The sequence below is a fragment of the Kribbella alba genome (assembly GCF_039529635.1).
Lineage (GTDB): Bacteria > Actinomycetota > Actinomycetes > Propionibacteriales > Kribbellaceae > Kribbella > Kribbella alba.
Window position 1 is genome coordinate 229,489 of the sequence record NZ_BAAANE010000009.1, and the last position, 15,787, is coordinate 245,275.

Consider the following 15,787-nt stretch of genomic DNA (forward strand, 5'->3'; position numbering starts at 1 on the left):
ACGAAGGAAGAACTCACGATGAGCAACGAATCCGAACAGCTCGCCATGGTCCTGGCGATGGCCGGCGTCGAACCGATCGAGTCAGATCTGGGGCAGATGGCAACGGCCTACTCGATCGCCAGGGAGAACTCCGCCCTGGTCGCCTCCGTCACCGCCGCCCGCTACGAAGAGCCGGCCCTGATCTTCTCTGCCCGCCCATGACGGCCCGGACGATCTCCGCCGCCCTCGCCGCACTCAAGGCCGGCGAGGTGACCGCGACCGAACTGCTGGACGAGGCGATCGCGGTAGCCGACCAGCACGACGAGCAACTCGGCATCTACCTGGCCCGGTTCGACGAGCCGGCCAAGGCCGCGGCTGCCGCGGCGGACGAGATCTATGCCGCCGGCAACGAGGCGGGTCCCCTGCTCGGCATCCCGCTGGGCATCAAGGACATCATCACGACGGTCGAAGGACCGACCACGGCACAGAGCCTGGTGCACGACCCGACCTGGGGCGACCAGCAGGACGCTCCGGTGGTCAGCCGGCTGCGGACCGCTGGTGGTGTCATCACGGGCAAGACCACCACGATGGAGTTCGCCACCGGACTGCCTGACCCGTCCAAGCCGTTCCCGATCCCGCGCAACCCCTGGAACCCCGACCACTGGACCGGTGGCTCCAGTTCGGGCACCGGCAACGGCGTGGCTGCCGGAGCGTTCCTCGGCGGCCTGGGCACAGACACCGGCGGCAGCATCCGCGGCCCGGCGGCGTTCTGTGGCATCTCCGGGATCAAGGCCACCTTCGGCCGGGTGCCGAAGTCGGGTTGTGTGCCGCTGGGCTACAGCCTCGACAACATCGGTCCGATGGCCCGGTCCGCCCGGGACTGCGCGATCATGCTCAGCGTGCTCGCCGGGTACGACGCGAGCGACCCGTGCGCGGTGAACGAGCCGGTGCCGGACTACGAGGCTGCGCTGACGGGTGACCTGACCGGCTTGCGGATCGGTGTCGATCCGCTGGCCGAGCACCGCCGTGCCGACCAGGACCCGATGCTGGGTGAACTGCTCGACGCCGCGCTCGCCGTACTGGCCGAGCGCGGTGCGACCGTGGTATCGGTGAAGCTGCCGTACTACCGCGAGCTGACGGCTGCCACCGGCATCACCTCTCGTAGTGAGGCGTTCGCGTACCACGCGCCGGATCTGCAGAGCCGGTGGTCGGACTACTTCGCCGCGACTCGGCAGGGCATCGGGGCGGCCCCGGCGTACTCGGGTGCCGACTACGTCCAGGCCCAGCGCGTACGTCGGGTCGGACAGCGTGAGGTGGCTGCTTTGTTCGAGACGGTCGACCTGGTGGTGACGCCGACCGCGAGTGTCGCGGCCTTCGCCATCGACGGTCTCGCGGATGCCGGGATGGAGAGGTTCCGGGCGATGCACACGTCGTACTGGAACGCGGTCGGCAACCCGGCCCTGTCGATCCCGATGGGATTCGGTGCGGCCCAACTGCCGCTCGGCCTGCAGTTGATGGGCCGGCCCTTCGACGAGGAGACCGTGCTGCGAGCCGGTGACGCCTACCAGCAGGTGACTGCTTGGCATCTGGCCGAGCCCTCGACCGCCGACCGTGCAGCGGTCGGGGTCTGAGAAGACTGCGTCGGGGACGGCCGGGTTACCGTCCCCGACGCACCGGATCCAGCGGCACTTCTACGCGCTGGCGATCGGCTCCGGGCTGACCCTCGCACTGACCGCGCCCCTGACCGCGGTGCTGGCGATGAAGCTCGGCGCCGGTGCCTTCGCCGCCGGGGTATCGGTCGCCTCGCTGCCTGCCGTGGTGCTGGTGCTCGATGTGCTCGGTACCCGGTTGCTGCCATACCTCGAGCCGCGCCGGGCCATCGTCAACGGCATGCTGCTGTGGGCGTTGGGCTCGGTCGGCTCGGCGGTGGCACCGACCTTCGCGGTGATGGCAGGGTCCCGGTTGGTGCAGGGCATCGGTCTTGCCCTGTACGCCGCGGCCGCACCTCAGCTCGCCGTCCGGCTGGCCGGCAACGGCCGGGTCGGCAAGGCGATGGGTCGCTTCCAGGCCGCGATGACATTGGGGTCGGCGGTCGGCCCGTTGTCGGGAGGCGCTGTGAGCGGGATCGGGGTCGGCACCTCCGGACTCCGGCTCGCCTTCGCTGTCTGCGGATTGCTCGCCGTTGGCTGTGCGGTGTACGCCCGGCTTACCCTGCCGAGCGTGCCTGCGGTGGTCGTCCCGCGGTGGAGCCTGCCGAGTCTGCCGGGCATGGGCCGGCCACGAGCAGTGCTCGGGTTGTGGATGGGCTCAGCCGGCCAGGGTCTGCGGAGCGCGATCGGCCTGACCGTGGTGCCGTTGGTGGCCGCCGACGTACTCAACCTCGACGGTGTCCGGCTGGGTGTGTTCCTCACCTCGATGTACCTGATCGAAGTGGTGACGACGGCGGTTCTCGGCGCGCGTTCCGATCTGCGCGGCCGCCGCTTCGGCATCATGCTCGGAGCCGCGGTCGGGGTGCTGGGCGTCGGGGTGGTGTTCGCCGCGATGACCAGCACGTCGGTGCCGGTGCTGTTCGCGGCCGCGGTACCGCTGGGCGTGGCAGGCGGATGCATGTTCGGAGTACTGCCCGCGTTGCTGGTCGACCTGGCGGGCACGACTGAGGTGGGGCTTTCTGCCACCAGGATCGCCAGGGACCTGGGATCCTCGGCCTGCATGGTCGGTGCCGGCGCGGTGATCACCCTCGCCGGCACGGCCGCTGCGCTCGGGCTGTGTGTGGCCCTATACCTCACCGTCGGCGTCGGCATGCTCGTCGTCGGCGAGACGCGGGTTTAACAGGCCTGGGCCGAGCCGTCGCCCTCTACCGGCGGCGGCGCGGTCCGGAGCCGCCGCGGCGGGGGTTCGCCGGTCTTGCCGAAGGACCGCATCACCGTCGCGTAGACGATCCGGTCGGAGCGGGCGTGCGACACGCTGTACTCCAAGGCGCGACCGTCCATCGCACGGATCACCCGGCTCGAGTCGAGCAACGCGAACCCGACGTCCACCTGCAGGAACCCGGCGCTGATCGGATCCGCGCCGGAGCAGCCGATCTGCAGCTCGGTGTCCCCGACCGGCTCGCACATGACGTCCGCGATCAACTCGTACGGCGACCGGTTCAGCGTCGACGCCGGACGGTCCAGGAGTCCCGCGAACGGGTCGGACGGCATGAAGGCAGAGCGGATGCTGAGCGGGAAGCCGTCCAGCGAGGTGACCGATTCGAGGATCACCACCTCCGCGCCGGTCGGGAGCTCCAGCCGCTCGGCGATGAACGACGGCGCCGGATGCAGCGCGGCGTAGGTGGTCCGGATCGCCACCCGGGTGCCGTTGGTGTTGATCTCCTGGGCGAGGTCGCGGGACACCTCGATCTCGTGCTGGAGCGCGCTCGGCGCCAGCGCGAACGTGCCGGCCCCCCGGACCCGCTCGACCATGCCCTGCTCGGCCAGGATCGCGAGCACGTCGCGGATGATGCCGCGGCTGACGCCGTACTTGCGGATCAGGGCGTCCTCACCGGGCAGCGGTTCCTCCGCCCAGTCGCCGCTGAGCAACTCGGTGCGGAGCAGGTCGCAGACCCACTGCACCGTGCGGGATCGACCCGGGCCGCGCCGGGGATTTCGTTTTCCCTGATCGGAAGGGTGTGCCACGAAGCATTCTCCTCCTGAACACTGTGGTGACCGGGCGGTCGGTGTCATGAGTTGGAGAAGTGGCTCACTAGAGGACGTCGCTGTCCCAGCGTGAGGTTTCGGTTACCGTACTTCCGGCCGGGAGAGCCACCAAGCGATAACTCAGTGGCCTGGGTCACACTTTTCTCAGCAATGGAAGGGCCGCGGCCATGGCTGGCCTGCCAGCTTAGAGTGGGGCTCATGTGGTGGGGATTGGTCTGCGCGCTGGCCGCCGCCTGCGCGTATGGCGTGGCGTCCGTCATGCAGTCCATCGCCGCCAAGGCGACCAAGGGTGGCGACGGCGCAGTCGACGCACGACTGCTCATCCGCGTGCTTGGGCAGTGGCGGTTCCTGCTGGGAATCGCACTCGACCTGCTCGGATTCGCCGCCCAGCTGGCCGCCCTGCGCGTCCTGCCGCTGTTCGTAGTTCAGGCGGCGCTCGCCGCCAGCCTGGCCGTGACCGCAGTCGCCGCGCGCTTCACCGGTGTTCAACTAGGCAGGCGTGAGTGGGCCGCAGTGGCTGGCGTGTGCATCGGCCTCGGTCTGCTCGGTCTGTCCGCACGCGCCGAGGGCACGGCGCCGGTGAGCGCGGGACTCCGGCTCGGGCTGGTCGGTGCCGTGGTGCTGCTCGGCGTGGCCGGGATGTCCGCGGGGCTGGCTCCCCGCAGACTCCGCGCGCCCTTGCTGGGGCTGATCGCCGGACTGAGTTTCGGCGTGGTCGCGATCTCAGGCCGGATCATCCCCAGTCTGGCGCCGGTCGACCTGCTCACCGAGCCGGCCACCTACACCGGGGTGGTCGGCGGGGCGATGGCGATGCTGTTCCTTGCCTCGGCGCTGCAGCGAGGCAGTGTCACGACGGCCACGGCCATGCTGGTCATCGGCGAGACCGTGTTCCCCGCGCTGGTCGGCATCCTCGCGCTGGGTGATCGGCCCAGGCCGGGTTTCACCCCGGTGGCGGTAGCCGGCTTTGCGCTCGCGATTGCCGCCGCGCTGGCTCTGGCCCGCTTCGGCGAGCCTGCGCAGACCGTCAGCTCCGCGGCGGGATCTCCCCAGAGCCACGAATCGTCAGTTTGACCGGCACTCGCACGGTTCGGCCCGGCCGGTGCGGCTCGGGAAGACGCTCGGTCATGAGCTGGATCGCAGTACGCGCCATCACGTCGGCGGACTGTGCCACCGCGGTCAGCCCCGGGCTGAGCAGATCACCCAGCGCCAGGTCGTCGAACGACACCAGCGCGACACGATCCCGCCGGCCCGCCATTCCCCGCAGTACTTCGGCCGTCGTCATGTTGTTCGCCGAGAGGATCGCGGTCGCGGCCTCCGGCCGGTCCAGTACTGCGGACAGGGTGATCCCGATCCCCTCGGTGGTCGGCTCGGACAGATGGACCAGGTCCTCGTCGACGTCGATCCGGTGCCGGGCCATCGCGGCCCGGTAGGCGACGACGCGCTCCCGGGCCGTGAAGATGCGCTCGTCGTCACCGAGATAGGCGATCCGGCGATGCCCCTGGCGAACCAGGTGGTCGATCGCCTGGTCGATCCCGCCGGCGTTGTCGGCCAGCACGGCGTCGGCCTCGATCCCGTGCGCCGGCCGGTCGATCGTCACGACGGCCATGCCCGCGTCGACGTGCGGAGCCAGATACTCCTGGGTCTCCCCGATCGGCGCCATGATCAACGCGTCCGGGCGCCGGGCGACGAACTCCAGGCAGACGTCCCGCTCGCGCTCGGGATCCTCGTCGGTCAGGCCGATCATCACGACCGAGCCGCTCGAGCGGGCCCACAACTCGACCGCCCGCCCGAGCGAGGCGAAGAACGGGTCGCCGATGTCGCGGATCACCACGGCGATCGTGCCGGTCTTGCCGCGCCGAAGCATCCGGGCGCTCTCGTTCGGCGTGTAGTTCAGGTCCTTGATCGCGGCCTGCACCTTGGCGGTCAGCTCCGGACTGACGTTCGGCTCCTCGTTGACCACCCGGGAGACGGTCTTCAGCGCCACACCCGCCCGGGCCGCGACCTCCTTCATGGTGGGCCGGCGTTGCCCCGTGCCGTTCAGACCTGTGATGCTCACCGCGGGCCCGCCTCTCTGTCTTTGTGTCAGCTTGCTGGGCTAACTCTCGACGACGACAGGGATGATCATCGGTCGGCGCCGGTGGGTATCGCTGACCCACTTGCCGACCACGCGGCGGATGACCTGCTGCAACTGGTACATGTCGTCCACCCCGCTCCCGATCGCCTTCTCGATCTCCGCCTCGATCTTCGGCTTCAAGGTATCGAAGACTGTGTCGTCCTCGGCGAACCCGCGAGCCTGGATCTCCGGACCTGCCGTCAGTTTGCCGGTGACAGAGTCCATCACGGCGATCACCGAGATGAAACCCTCGTCGCCGAGAATCCTGCGGTCCTTCAGCGAGGTCTCGGTGATGTCTCCGACCGTCGAGCCGTCCACGAACACGTAGCCGCACTCGACCTTGCCCGCGACGACGGCCTTCTGGTCGATCAGGTCGACCACCACCCCATCCTCGACCACGACGACGTTCTGGGCCGGTACGCCGGTCTGCCGGGCGAGTTCGGCGTTCGCGTGCAGGTGCCGGATCTCGCCGTGCACGGGCATCACGTTGCGCGGCTTGACGAGGTTGTAGCAGTAGAGCAGTTCACCCGCCGACGCGTGACCGGACACGTGCACCAGCGCGTTGCCCTTGTGGATCACGTTCGCGCCGTGCCGGGTCAGTCCGTTGATCACCCGGAACACCGAGTTCTCGTTGCCCGGGATCAGCGAGGAGGCCAGTACTACGGTGTCGCCCGGCTGGATCTGTACTACGTGGTGGTCGTTCGCCGCGATCCTCGACAGCGCCGACATCGGCTCGCCCTGGGACCCGGTGGAGACGAGCACGACCTGCTCGGGCGGGTAGTTGTCCAGCTCGCGCATGTCGATCAAGGTGTCGCCGGGAACGTTGAGGAATCCCAGGTCCCGGGCCACGCCCATGTTGCGCACCATCGAGCGCCCGACGTAGGCGACCTTGCGGCGGTGCTTCACGGCGGCGTCCATCACCTGCTGCACGCGGTGCACGTGCGAGGCGAAGCAGGCGACGATGATGCGCTGCTCCTTGGCGTTGGTGAACACCCGGTCCAGCACCGGCGCGATATCGCGCTCGTGTGTGGTGAACCCGGGCACCTCCGAGTTGGTGGAGTCGACCATGAACAGGTCGACCCCCTCCTCACCGAGCCGGGCGAAGGAGCGCAGGTCGGTGATCCGGTTGTCCAGCGGCAACTGGTCCATCTTGAAGTCGCCGGTGTGCAGCACCAGGCCGGCCGGCGTGCGGATCGCGACCGCCAGCGCGTCCGGGATCGAGTGGTTCACGGCGACGAACTCGCACTCGAACGGGCCGAGTCGAACGGTCTCACCCTCGACCACGGTCTGCTGCGGCACGTTGCGGTGGCGATGCTCCTTCAACTTGCCCTCGAGCAGCGCGAGCGTGAGCTGCGAACCGATCACCGGGATGTCGCCGCGCTCGCGCAGCAGATAAGGCAGGCCGCCGATGTGGTCCTCGTGGCCGTGCGTCAGGACCACCGCCACGATGTCGTCCAAACGCTCCCGGATGGGCTGGAAGTCCGGGAGGATCAGGTCGACACCGGGTTGGTTCTCGTCCGGGAAGAGCACGCCGCAGTCGACGATGAGCAGCTTGTCGTCGTACTCGAAGACCGTCATGTTCCGGCCGACCTCACCGAGGCCGCCGAGCGGGATGACCCGCAGCGCGCCGGGCGCGAGCGGGCCGGGAAGATTCAGATCCGGGTGGGGGTGGCTCATGCAATCAGTCCTGCCGTCTTGAGGTCGGTGGTGAGCCAGTCCACCTGCTCGGCGGTCGCCTCAACCAGCGGCGACCTGAGAGTCGCGTGCTCGATGACGCCGGCCAACTTCAGCGCGGCCTTCACCATGATGGCGCCCTGGGTCCTCGTCATGATCGCCTCGACGGCGGGCACCAGCCGGCGATCGATCTCCTGTGCTGTGGCGAGGTCGCCGCGAACCACCGCGTCGATCAACTCGCGGTACTGCTCGCTCGCGACATGGCCGACGACGCTGGCGATGCCGACCGCGCCGATGGCCAGCCAGGCCAGGTTGAGCTCGTCGGCGCCGCAGTAGTAGTACAGGTCGGAGTTGGCCAGCACCTTGGTGGTGCCGGCGATGTCGCCCTTGGCGTCCTTGACCGCGACGATCCGCGGGTGCTCGGCGAGCGCGAGCAGCGTCTCCGTCTTGATCGGTACACCGGTGCGACCGGGAATGTCGTAGGCCATCACGGGCAGGCCGGTGGCGTCCGCGACAGCGGTGAAGTGCGCCTTGATGCCCTCTTGCGGGGGCTTGTTGTAGTACGGCGTGACGACCAGCAGGCCGTGCGCTCCGGCGGCTTCCGCGGCCTTGGCACACTCCACGCTGTGAGCGGTGTTGTTCGAGCCGACCCCCGTGACCACCTTCGCGCGGTCCCCGACCGCCGCCAGGGTGGCGCGGATCAGCGCGACCTTCTCGTCATCCGTGGTGGTCGGCGCCTCGCCGGTGGTCCCGTTGATGACGAGGGCATCGTTCCCGTGGTCGACCAAGTGGGTCGCCACCTTCTGAGCAGCATCGAGATCGAGCGAGCCATCGGGCCGGAACGGGGTGATCATCGCCGTCGTGAGCCGGCCGAAAGGCAGGGCCTGTGACGCGGAGTTTGCTGCTGAGGACATGGGGCTCAGATTACCGCTCCGGAGCCGCCGGGAAATGAGTAGGCCTGATGGCTGTCCGCTCGGGGGTCCGGGCAGCCATCAGGCTCACTCGTCCTATCGGGCCGCCCCCCGCAGGCGTTACAGCTTTGAACAAAAAAGTCGGGAAAAATTCTCGGCAATACTCTCCGCGATCTGACCGTCACTTTCCGCTGACCTACCTACTGCGGCTGCCTGCTGAGGTCATGCCGACCGGTTCTATCTCTGGCTGCCCGCGACCCAGACCGAGGTGGTGGACAGGATCGCGGGGAAGAAGTCCTGCAGTACTGGCAGTGCGCCGGGGAGCAGGAGCACGCCGCCCGTGAGCAGCAGCGGGGCGATGATCAGGCGCTCGACCCACCCACCGGTCCGGAACCGGAAGGCCCGTGGGAGCCGGATCTCGAACCAGGTCTCGCCGCGGATCGGCAGCGGCCAGAGCCAAGGACAGCCGGATCGGGTCAGGCTGTCGCCGAGGCAGTGCACGAACATGCCGAGGGCAACGGCCGCACCGATCCAACTGCCGATCTCGTCGAGTCCGCCCCGCAACACCTCGACCGCTGTGGTGCCAGGTAACCAGGTGCCCGCTATCGACCAAGCGCCGGCGCCGACCACCACGGCCAGCACCCAGTCGCCGAGGACGTGGGCGGCAAGGATCAGACCGAACAGCGCGACGCCCAACACCGCGCGCCAGCCACCGGCCGCTCCGAGGCGCGACGTCAGGAATCCCAGCAGAAGTGCGGCTGCGAGCGTGTGACTCGCATGGCGATGCCGTCCAGTGCTGTCCTCGTCACGCGGGCCCTTGGTGACCGAATACAAGAGGCCGGAGAACGCGCGGACGGCACCCGAGACGATCCCGGTGATCGGACCGAGCACCCTGGACGCGCTGGCGCCCGGGTGGTCGAGGTCCGGCAGCAACGCATAGCCCGCGGTCGCCGCGGCGAACGGAACCACCTGCGCCACTGAGGTCAGTCCCACCAACGGCGCCATCGCCAGCCCCGCACACCAGCCCGACAGCGCATGCGAACGCCCCATCACCGCAGCCCCACCCCCTCGCTCCTGAGCGGCCGAGTATTTCAGCGGCCGCGGACACTTTCCGGGAGGCGCTCGGGGTGGACGGCCGACCAGGTCGCGGGGATCCCCACATCGGCGGCGGCCGCACTGGTACCAGGCCTGGGAACGGGAGGGGTTGTCCCCTGAGCTTGTGGGTTGCCACCCGAGAATATCGGCGGGCAACCCACAAGCTCAGGAGGTAACCCTCAGGGCGCGGCAGCCCACGGGCCGAGCTCCGGGGGCTGCGTGGGGAAGCGACGTGGGAGGTCGGGTGCGGAAGCGACGTGGGAGTCGGGTGGGGAAGCGACGTGGGAGTCGGGTGGGGCTAGGCGTCGAAGTCGAGGGTGACCTTTTCGCTGGTCGGGTGCGACTGGCAGGTGAGGACGTAGCCGGCGCGGATCTCGTCGGGCTCGAGCGCCCAGTTCGTGTCCATCCGGACGGATCCCTCGACCACCTTGGCCCGGCAGGTCCCGCACACGCCGCCCTTGCAGGCGAAAGGCGCATCGGTCCGTACTGCGAGGGTCGCGTCGAGCACCGCCTTCGCGTGCTCGCCCAGCGGGAACGTCGACCGGCGTCCGTCCAGGATCACCGTCACCTCGGCGGCGTCCTCGTCGATCGCGGTCTCCTCGACGCGGGCGACTGGCGCCTCGTCACCGACGTGGAACAACTCGGCATGCACCGACTCCCGCGGCACGCCCTCGTCCAGCAGAACCTCCTGCGCGCCGACGACCATCGCATAGGGCCCACAGAGAAACCACTCGTCGACGGTCTTGACCGGCAGGATCGTGTCGATCATCCGGCGCAGGCGATCCCCGTCGATCCGCCCGCTGAACAGTTCGACCTCGGTCGACTCGCGGGACAACACGTGCACCAGGTGCAGGCGTTCGGCGTACACGTCCTTCAGGTCGGCGAGCTCGTCGGCGAACATCACCGAGCCGACCGTACGGTTGCCGTAGAGCAAGGTGACGCGACTGTTCGGCTCGACCGCCAGGCTGGTCGCGACCAAGGACAGCACCGGGGTGATGCCACTGCCCGCCGCGACGAACGCGTAGTGCTTGGCGTTGGCCGGGTCGAGCGGGGTGCCGAACCGGCCGAGCGGCGTCATCACGTCGATGGTGTCGCCGATCTTCAGACCGCTCGCCGCGTACGACGAGAACTCGCCACCGGGGATCCGCTTCACGGCGATGCGCAGTACGCCGGATCCCGCCGGCGAGCAGATCGAGTAGCTCCGGCGGACCTCGTCGCCGGCCCGCCGTACGGTCAGGTGTTGTCCCGCGGCGAACTCATACTCCGCCGCGAGCTCCTCCGGTACGTCGAAGGTGATCGCCACCGAGTCCTCGGTGATCGCGTCGATCGCCTTGACCGTCAGCGGGTGGAAGGTCGCCCGCCTTCTACTCATCGTCGTCGTCATCAAATCGCCTTGAAGTGGTCGAAAGGCTCCCGGCAGGAGTTGCACCGCCAGAGCGACTTGCAGGACGTGGACCCGAAGCGGCTCAGCTCGGTCGTGTCCGGGGAGCCGCACAACGGGCAGCGGATCGTCAGGCTCAGCGAGATCGGCCCACCGACGGCGCGCTGCCCCGTCGGCGGCGCGATCCCGTATTCGGTCAGCTTCGCCTTGCCCTCTTCGCTCATCCAGTCGGTGGTCCAGGCGGGCGACAACACCGTCTCGACGCGCCCGTCGACCTGCAGCGCCTGCAGAGTCAGCTCGACCTCGTGCCGGATCACGTCCATCGCGGGGCACCCGGAGTACGTCGGGGTGATCGTCACGACCACCTCGTCGCCCTCACGCCGCACGCCCCGCAGTACGCCGAGATCCGCGATCGTCAGCACCGGCACCTCCGGATCCGCCACCTCCCCCACAGCCGCCCAGATCCTTGCGTCCGAATCACCGTGGGGCAGGACCCCGGCTTCTTCGGACGCAGCGCGTCCGCCCGTCACCACGATGCCCCCGGATGTGAGCGGGCCACGTGCTGCAGTTCCGCGAGGAGGTAGCCGAGGTGCTCTGTGTGCCGGCCTTCGCGACCACCTGAATGCTGGTACGACGAGGTCGGCCGGGTGCAGGTGGACTCGTCGATCACCTCGGTGACCCGTCGGCTCCACTCGTCCTGCAACTTCGAGGGATCCACAGCGACCGGCAGGCGTCGTACGAGCTCGTCCGAGGCGAACATCTCCGCGGTGTAGGGCCACATCGCGTCGAGGCCCGCCTGCATGCGCAGGTGGCTCACTTCGGTGCCGTCACCCAGGCGCAACACCCACTGGGTCGCGTGGTCGACGTGGTACGCGACCTCCTTCACGGCCTTGCCGGCCACGCCCGCGAGGGTCTCGTCGGCAGACCCGCGCAGTTCTTCGTAGAGGAGGTGCTGGTAGGTCGCGAAGTACAGGAGCCTGGCGATGGTGTGGGCGAAGTCGCCGCTCGGGAGCTCGCAGAGCTGGAGGTTGAGGAAGTCGCGCTCGTCGCGGAAGTACGCCAGGTCGTCCTCGGAACGACCCGCGCCCTCGAGCTGTCCGGCGTACTGGAGCAGGGTGCGGGCCTGGCCCAGCTGGTCGAGCCCGATGTTGCCCAGGGCAACGTCTTCCTCGAGTTGCGGCGCGGCCGCGATCCACTCAGCCGTGCGCTGCGCCGCGATCAGCGCGTCGTCACCGAGACGGAGCGTGTAGGTGAAGAGGTCGTTCACAGGTGGTCGACGCCTTCCGGGACCTGGTAGAAGGTCGGGTGCCGGTAGACCTTGTCGCCGGCCGGGTCGAAGAACTCGTCCTTCTCGTCCGGGCTGGAGGCGGTGATGTCGGCGGCCGGCACGACCCAGATCGACACGCCCTCCTGGCGGCGGGTGTAGACATCACGGGCATTGCGCAGCGCCATCGTCGCGTCTGGCGCATGCAGACTGCCGACGTGCACGTGCGACAGCCCACGGCGGGACCGGATGAAGACCTCCCACAGCGGCTCGATCATGCTGCGCTCTCCTTCTTGAGGATCTGCTTGTCCGCGTAGGCGGCAGCCGCCTCGCGAACCCAGGCGCCGTCCTCGTGCGCCTTCACCCGCTGCGCGAGCCGCTGCTCGTTGCACGGTCCGTTGCCCTTGACAACTTCGTAGAGCTCGGTGAAGTCGGGGTCGGTGAACACGTAGTGCCCGGCCTCGTCGTCGTACCGCAGGCCTTCGTCGGGGACCTTGATCCCCAGGACGTCGGCCTGGGGCACGGTCATGTCCACGAACCGCTGGCGGAGCTCATCGTTGCTGTGCCGCTTGATCCCCCACGCCATCGACTGCTCCGAGTGCGTCGAGTTCGCGTCGGGCGGACCGAACATCATCAGGCTCGGCCACCACCAGCGGTTCAGGGCGTCCTGGGCCATCGCCTTCTGCGCTTGCGTGCCGTTGCACAGGGTGTGCAGGATCTCGAAGCCCTGGCGCTGGTGGAACGACTCCTCCTTGCAGACCCGGACCATCGCCCGCGCATACGGACCGTAGGAGCACCGGCACAGCGGCACCTGGTTGACGATCGCGGCACCGTCGACGAGCCAGCCGATCGCGCCGATATCGGCCCACGTCAGCGTCGGGTAGTTGAAGATGCTCGAGTACTTCTGCTTACCGCTGTGCAACAGGTCCAGCAGGTCGGCGCGATCCACCCCGAGCGTCTCGGCCGCGGCGTACAGATAGAGACCGTGGCCGGCCTCGTCCTGGACCTTGGCCATCAGGATCGCCTTCCGGCGCAGCGACGGCGCGCGACTGATCCAGTTGCCCTCGGGCTGCATGCCGATGATCTCGGAGTGCGCGTGCTGCGCGATCTGCCGGATCAGGGTCTTGCGGTACCCCTCGGGCATCGCGTCGCGCGGCTCGATCCGGCCGTCGGCGTCGATCGTCGCCTGGAAGCTGTCCATGGGCGCCAGCATAGCCCAGGTGTGACACTTTCCTGCCGGATCAACAGAAAGTGTCACAAAGTCGGACACAGCAGCGGCGCCGCGGCCGCGGTAGCGCCGGAGTACAGGGGTGGTAGCACCACCTCAGGAGTGGGTTCAGGCCGCTGGGACCGCGCTGCCGCGGCCGGGAGGATCGTGTCAACAGCTCAACCCCAACACAGTTTCCGAAAGGGATGAACCCCCTTGACACATCTAGCGACTTCGCAGCCAGCCGATCACCGCGGCCCGGTCACGGGCGCGGAGCGCGCCCTGGCACCCGACCTGATCCGCGGCGGCATGCTACTGCTGATCGGTCTGGCCAACAGCGCCAACTTCGCCTTCGCCGGCCAGCCCGGCCTGAACGGCAGCCCGCACGGTCTCGAGCGGATCCTCAACTTCCTCAAGATCACCCTGGTGGATGCCCGGGCCTATCCGGTCTTCGCGGTGATGTTCGGCTACGGCCTGGTGCAGCTGGCCCGGCGCCAACGCAACTCCGGCACCACGGCCGGCGGCGTACGGTCCATTCTGTTGAAGCGGAACGCCTGGCTGGTCGCCTTCGGCCTGGCCCACGCGGCTCTCTTGTACTTCGGTGACTTCCTGGGCGCCTACGGCATCGTCGGGATCATCTGCACGCTGCTACTGCTGAACCGGGGCGACCGGTTCCACAAGATCATCCTCTGGATCTGGGGAGCGCAGGTCGTCTACGTGGTGGTCGCCGCAGGCCTCGCGGTTCTCGCCATCGTGAACAGCTCGGGTCCGGCGCACGTGATGACCAACAGCCCGAACCCTTCGCTGGCTGCCGGCAGCTATGGGGCAAGCCTGGTCGAGCGGCTGCACGAGTACCCGCTGCACACTGCGACCGTGCTGGGCGTCAGCGTCATCGTCTGGCTCGGCATCTGGGCGGCCCGCAGGCAACTGCTGGAGAACCCACGGGAAAACCGCACGCTGCTGACCCGAGTTGCCGTGGTCTGCATGGGCATCACCGTGCTGGGCGGTCTGCCGCAGGCTCTGATCGCTGCCGGTTGGCTGCACGTCGACTCGGCCGCTTTGGACGCGGTGAACTTCCTGCACAACATCAGCGGTCAGTTCGGTGGGCCGGGATACATCGCACTGTTCGCCCTGCTGGTCGGCAAGCTGACCGCCGAGCGCCGGCCGGACCAGCTGGGTCTTCCGCTCACCGCGATCTCGGCACTCGGCCAGCGGTCGATGACGGGCTACCTGTTCCAGTCGGTCTCTTGGATGGTGCTGCTGGCTCCGTTCACGCTGAACCTAGGTGACAGGCTCGGCAACACCGCCTTCACCGCCGCCGGGGTGGCCGTCGCCGTCTGGACGATCTCGGTGATCGGCGCCTACCAGATGAAGAAGCACGCGTACCGCGGCCCGGCCGAGACCCTTCTCCGCCGCCTCACCTACTGACCCCCGCCGCCCTATCTCCCCGCGCCATCTCCCTGCGCCATCTCGCTGCGTCATCTCGCTGCGTCCGAAGAACTGCGGGGCAGGCCCCGCTCCCCTTCGGACGCAAGCAGGTCGGATTCGCCTAACTCACCGCTTACTCCCGAGCGACCGAACGCCATCGGCAGGGCACCTTCCCGAAGGGTGTCCTGCCGATGGTCATTTGCTGCCCGGGCCTTCCCCGCTGCGTGGGCGTTTCCCCGCTGCTTGGGCTCGGGGTGGTCTTTGAAAGGATGGACAGCATGAGCAGCGACGACTTCGGCGTACCGGAACCGACCAGCCTGTCCGCGATGGGCGCCTCCGAGGACCCGATCGCCGAGTCGAGCGTCCGGCTGGCCCTCCCGGCCGAGGCGGACGCGATCGGCGAGATCCAGGTCGCCGCCTGGCGTCGCTCGTACGACGGGCTGCTGCCGCCCGACGTACTCGCCGATCTCAACCCGGCCCAGTTCGCCGCCCAGTGGCGCGCCGCCCTCCTGTCGCCCGGCGAGGCCCGCAATCGCGTGATGGTCGCGCTGGCAGGTCGTACCTTGGTCGGCTTCGCCGCAATCACGGCCTCGGACGACCCGGACTCAGATCCGCGCCACGACGCCCTGGTCGCCGAACTCGCCGTCGACCCCGAGGCCACCCGCGCGGGCCACGGCTCGCGGCTTCTCAACGCAGTCGTCGACACGATCCGCGCCGACGGCTTCACCCGGGTCACCGTCTGGGTCAACTCGACCGACGACGTCCTCCGCACTTTCTACACCGACTCCGGCTGGGCCCCCGACGGCGCCCATCGCGAACTGGACCTCTACGGCGACGGCACAGTCCGAGTCAAACAAATCCGCCTCCACACCGACCCCACCCCCACCGACTGACCCCCACCGACCCCACCCCCACCCAACAGCCCTCCACCGCCCCGCCCAGCAGACCCTCAGCGCTACCCCCACCCCGGCCCGACTCCACCCCGGCCCGACTCCAGTCCGCCCGACTCCAGCCCGGCGACCGCGCCCTTCCACCGCCCC

Annotated in this window: 16 protein-coding genes; 6 read left to right on the top strand and 10 right to left on the bottom strand. The window is 68.8% G+C overall.

Annotated features, from left to right (window positions below):
• Nucleotides 1-18 precede the first annotated feature (18 nt).
• The 3 genes from ABD210_RS25825 to ABD210_RS25835 are packed head-to-tail and all read left to right on the top strand — an operon-like array spanning nt 19 to nt 2,808.
• On the top strand, nt 19-201 hold the full coding sequence (locus ABD210_RS25825; protein WP_344114693.1) for a hypothetical protein: 183 nt from the start codon (nt 19-21) through the stop codon (nt 199-201).
• On the top strand, nt 198-1,610 hold the full coding sequence (locus ABD210_RS25830; RefSeq protein ID WP_344114694.1) for an amidase: 1,413 nt from the start codon (nt 198-200) through the stop codon (nt 1,608-1,610). The genes ABD210_RS25825 and ABD210_RS25830 overlap by 4 nt, the downstream gene beginning before the upstream one ends.
• Entirely contained in the window at nt 1,591-2,808 is a 1,218-nt protein-coding gene (locus tag ABD210_RS25835) for an MFS transporter (protein ID WP_344114695.1), read from the top strand. Before ABD210_RS25830 ends, ABD210_RS25835 begins: the two co-directional genes overlap by 20 nt.
• Here the strand turns inward: ABD210_RS25835 and ABD210_RS25840 are convergent.
• The gene (locus ABD210_RS25840) at nt 2,805-3,653 is read right to left on the bottom strand and encodes a GntR family transcriptional regulator (RefSeq protein WP_344114696.1); all 849 of its coding nucleotides are present in this window, start codon (nt 3,651-3,653) and stop codon (nt 2,805-2,807) included. The two genes, ABD210_RS25835 and ABD210_RS25840, sit on opposite strands and share 4 nt — an antisense overlap.
• 219 nt (nt 3,654-3,872) lie before the next feature.
• On the opposite strand from ABD210_RS25840, the gene ABD210_RS25845 reads away from it, so the two are divergent.
• Entirely contained in the window at nt 3,873-4,745 is an 873-nt protein-coding gene (locus ABD210_RS25845) for a DMT family protein (RefSeq protein ID WP_344114697.1), read from the top strand.
• On the opposite strand, the gene ABD210_RS25850 is transcribed toward ABD210_RS25845, so the two are convergent.
• The 9 genes from ABD210_RS25850 to paaA all read right to left on the bottom strand — a co-directional run bounded on the left by ABD210_RS25850 (nt 4,699) and on the right by paaA (nt 13,313).
• Nucleotides 4,699-5,730 (bottom strand): LacI family DNA-binding transcriptional regulator, encoded by a 1,032-nt coding sequence (locus ABD210_RS25850; protein ID WP_344114698.1) that lies wholly within the window; start codon nt 5,728-5,730, stop codon nt 4,699-4,701. The genes ABD210_RS25845 and ABD210_RS25850 overlap by 47 nt on opposite strands.
• Before the next feature lie 39 nt (nt 5,731-5,769).
• The gene (locus tag ABD210_RS25855; RefSeq protein ID WP_344114699.1) at nt 5,770-7,464 is read right to left on the bottom strand and encodes a ribonuclease J; all 1,695 of its coding nucleotides are present in this window, start codon (nt 7,462-7,464) and stop codon (nt 5,770-5,772) included.
• Nucleotides 7,461-8,375: a 4-hydroxy-tetrahydrodipicolinate synthase gene (dapA, locus tag ABD210_RS25860; protein WP_344114700.1), complete on the bottom strand. Its 915-nt coding sequence runs from the start codon at nt 8,373-8,375 to the stop codon at nt 7,461-7,463. The genes ABD210_RS25855 and dapA overlap by 4 nt, the downstream gene beginning before the upstream one ends.
• Before the next feature lie 234 nt (nt 8,376-8,609).
• A complete protein-coding gene (locus tag ABD210_RS25865; RefSeq protein WP_344114701.1) occupies nt 8,610-9,422 on the bottom strand; it encodes a metal-dependent hydrolase in 813 nt (270 codons plus the stop codon).
• A 343-nt stretch (nt 9,423-9,765) separates the two neighbouring features.
• Complete coding sequence (paaE, locus tag ABD210_RS25870; RefSeq protein ID WP_344114702.1) at nt 9,766-10,839, bottom strand: 1,2-phenylacetyl-CoA epoxidase subunit PaaE; 1,074 nt, start codon at nt 10,837-10,839, stop codon at nt 9,766-9,768.
• Between the two features lie 11 nt (nt 10,840-10,850).
• A complete protein-coding gene (gene paaD / locus ABD210_RS25875) occupies nt 10,851-11,381 on the bottom strand; it encodes a 1,2-phenylacetyl-CoA epoxidase subunit PaaD (protein WP_425552737.1) in 531 nt (176 codons plus the stop codon).
• The gene (paaC, locus tag ABD210_RS25880) at nt 11,375-12,115 is read right to left on the bottom strand and encodes a 1,2-phenylacetyl-CoA epoxidase subunit PaaC (RefSeq protein WP_344114703.1); all 741 of its coding nucleotides are present in this window, start codon (nt 12,113-12,115) and stop codon (nt 11,375-11,377) included. Before paaC ends, paaD begins: the two co-directional genes overlap by 7 nt.
• Complete coding sequence (gene paaB / locus ABD210_RS25885; RefSeq protein WP_344114704.1) at nt 12,112-12,390, bottom strand: 1,2-phenylacetyl-CoA epoxidase subunit PaaB; 279 nt, start codon at nt 12,388-12,390, stop codon at nt 12,112-12,114. Before paaB ends, paaC begins: the two co-directional genes overlap by 4 nt.
• On the bottom strand, nt 12,387-13,313 hold the full coding sequence (paaA, locus tag ABD210_RS25890; RefSeq protein ID WP_344114705.1) for a 1,2-phenylacetyl-CoA epoxidase subunit PaaA: 927 nt from the start codon (nt 13,311-13,313) through the stop codon (nt 12,387-12,389). Before paaA ends, paaB begins: the two co-directional genes overlap by 4 nt.
• 222 nt (nt 13,314-13,535) lie before the next feature.
• Here paaA and ABD210_RS25895 point away from each other — a divergent pair, with 222 nt between their 5' ends.
• Entirely contained in the window at nt 13,536-14,747 is a 1,212-nt protein-coding gene (locus ABD210_RS25895) for a DUF418 domain-containing protein (RefSeq protein WP_344114706.1), read from the top strand.
• Between the two features lie 278 nt (nt 14,748-15,025).
• A complete protein-coding gene (locus ABD210_RS25900) occupies nt 15,026-15,640 on the top strand; it encodes a GNAT family N-acetyltransferase (RefSeq protein ID WP_344114707.1) in 615 nt (204 codons plus the stop codon).
• Nucleotides 15,641-15,787 lie beyond the last annotated feature (147 nt).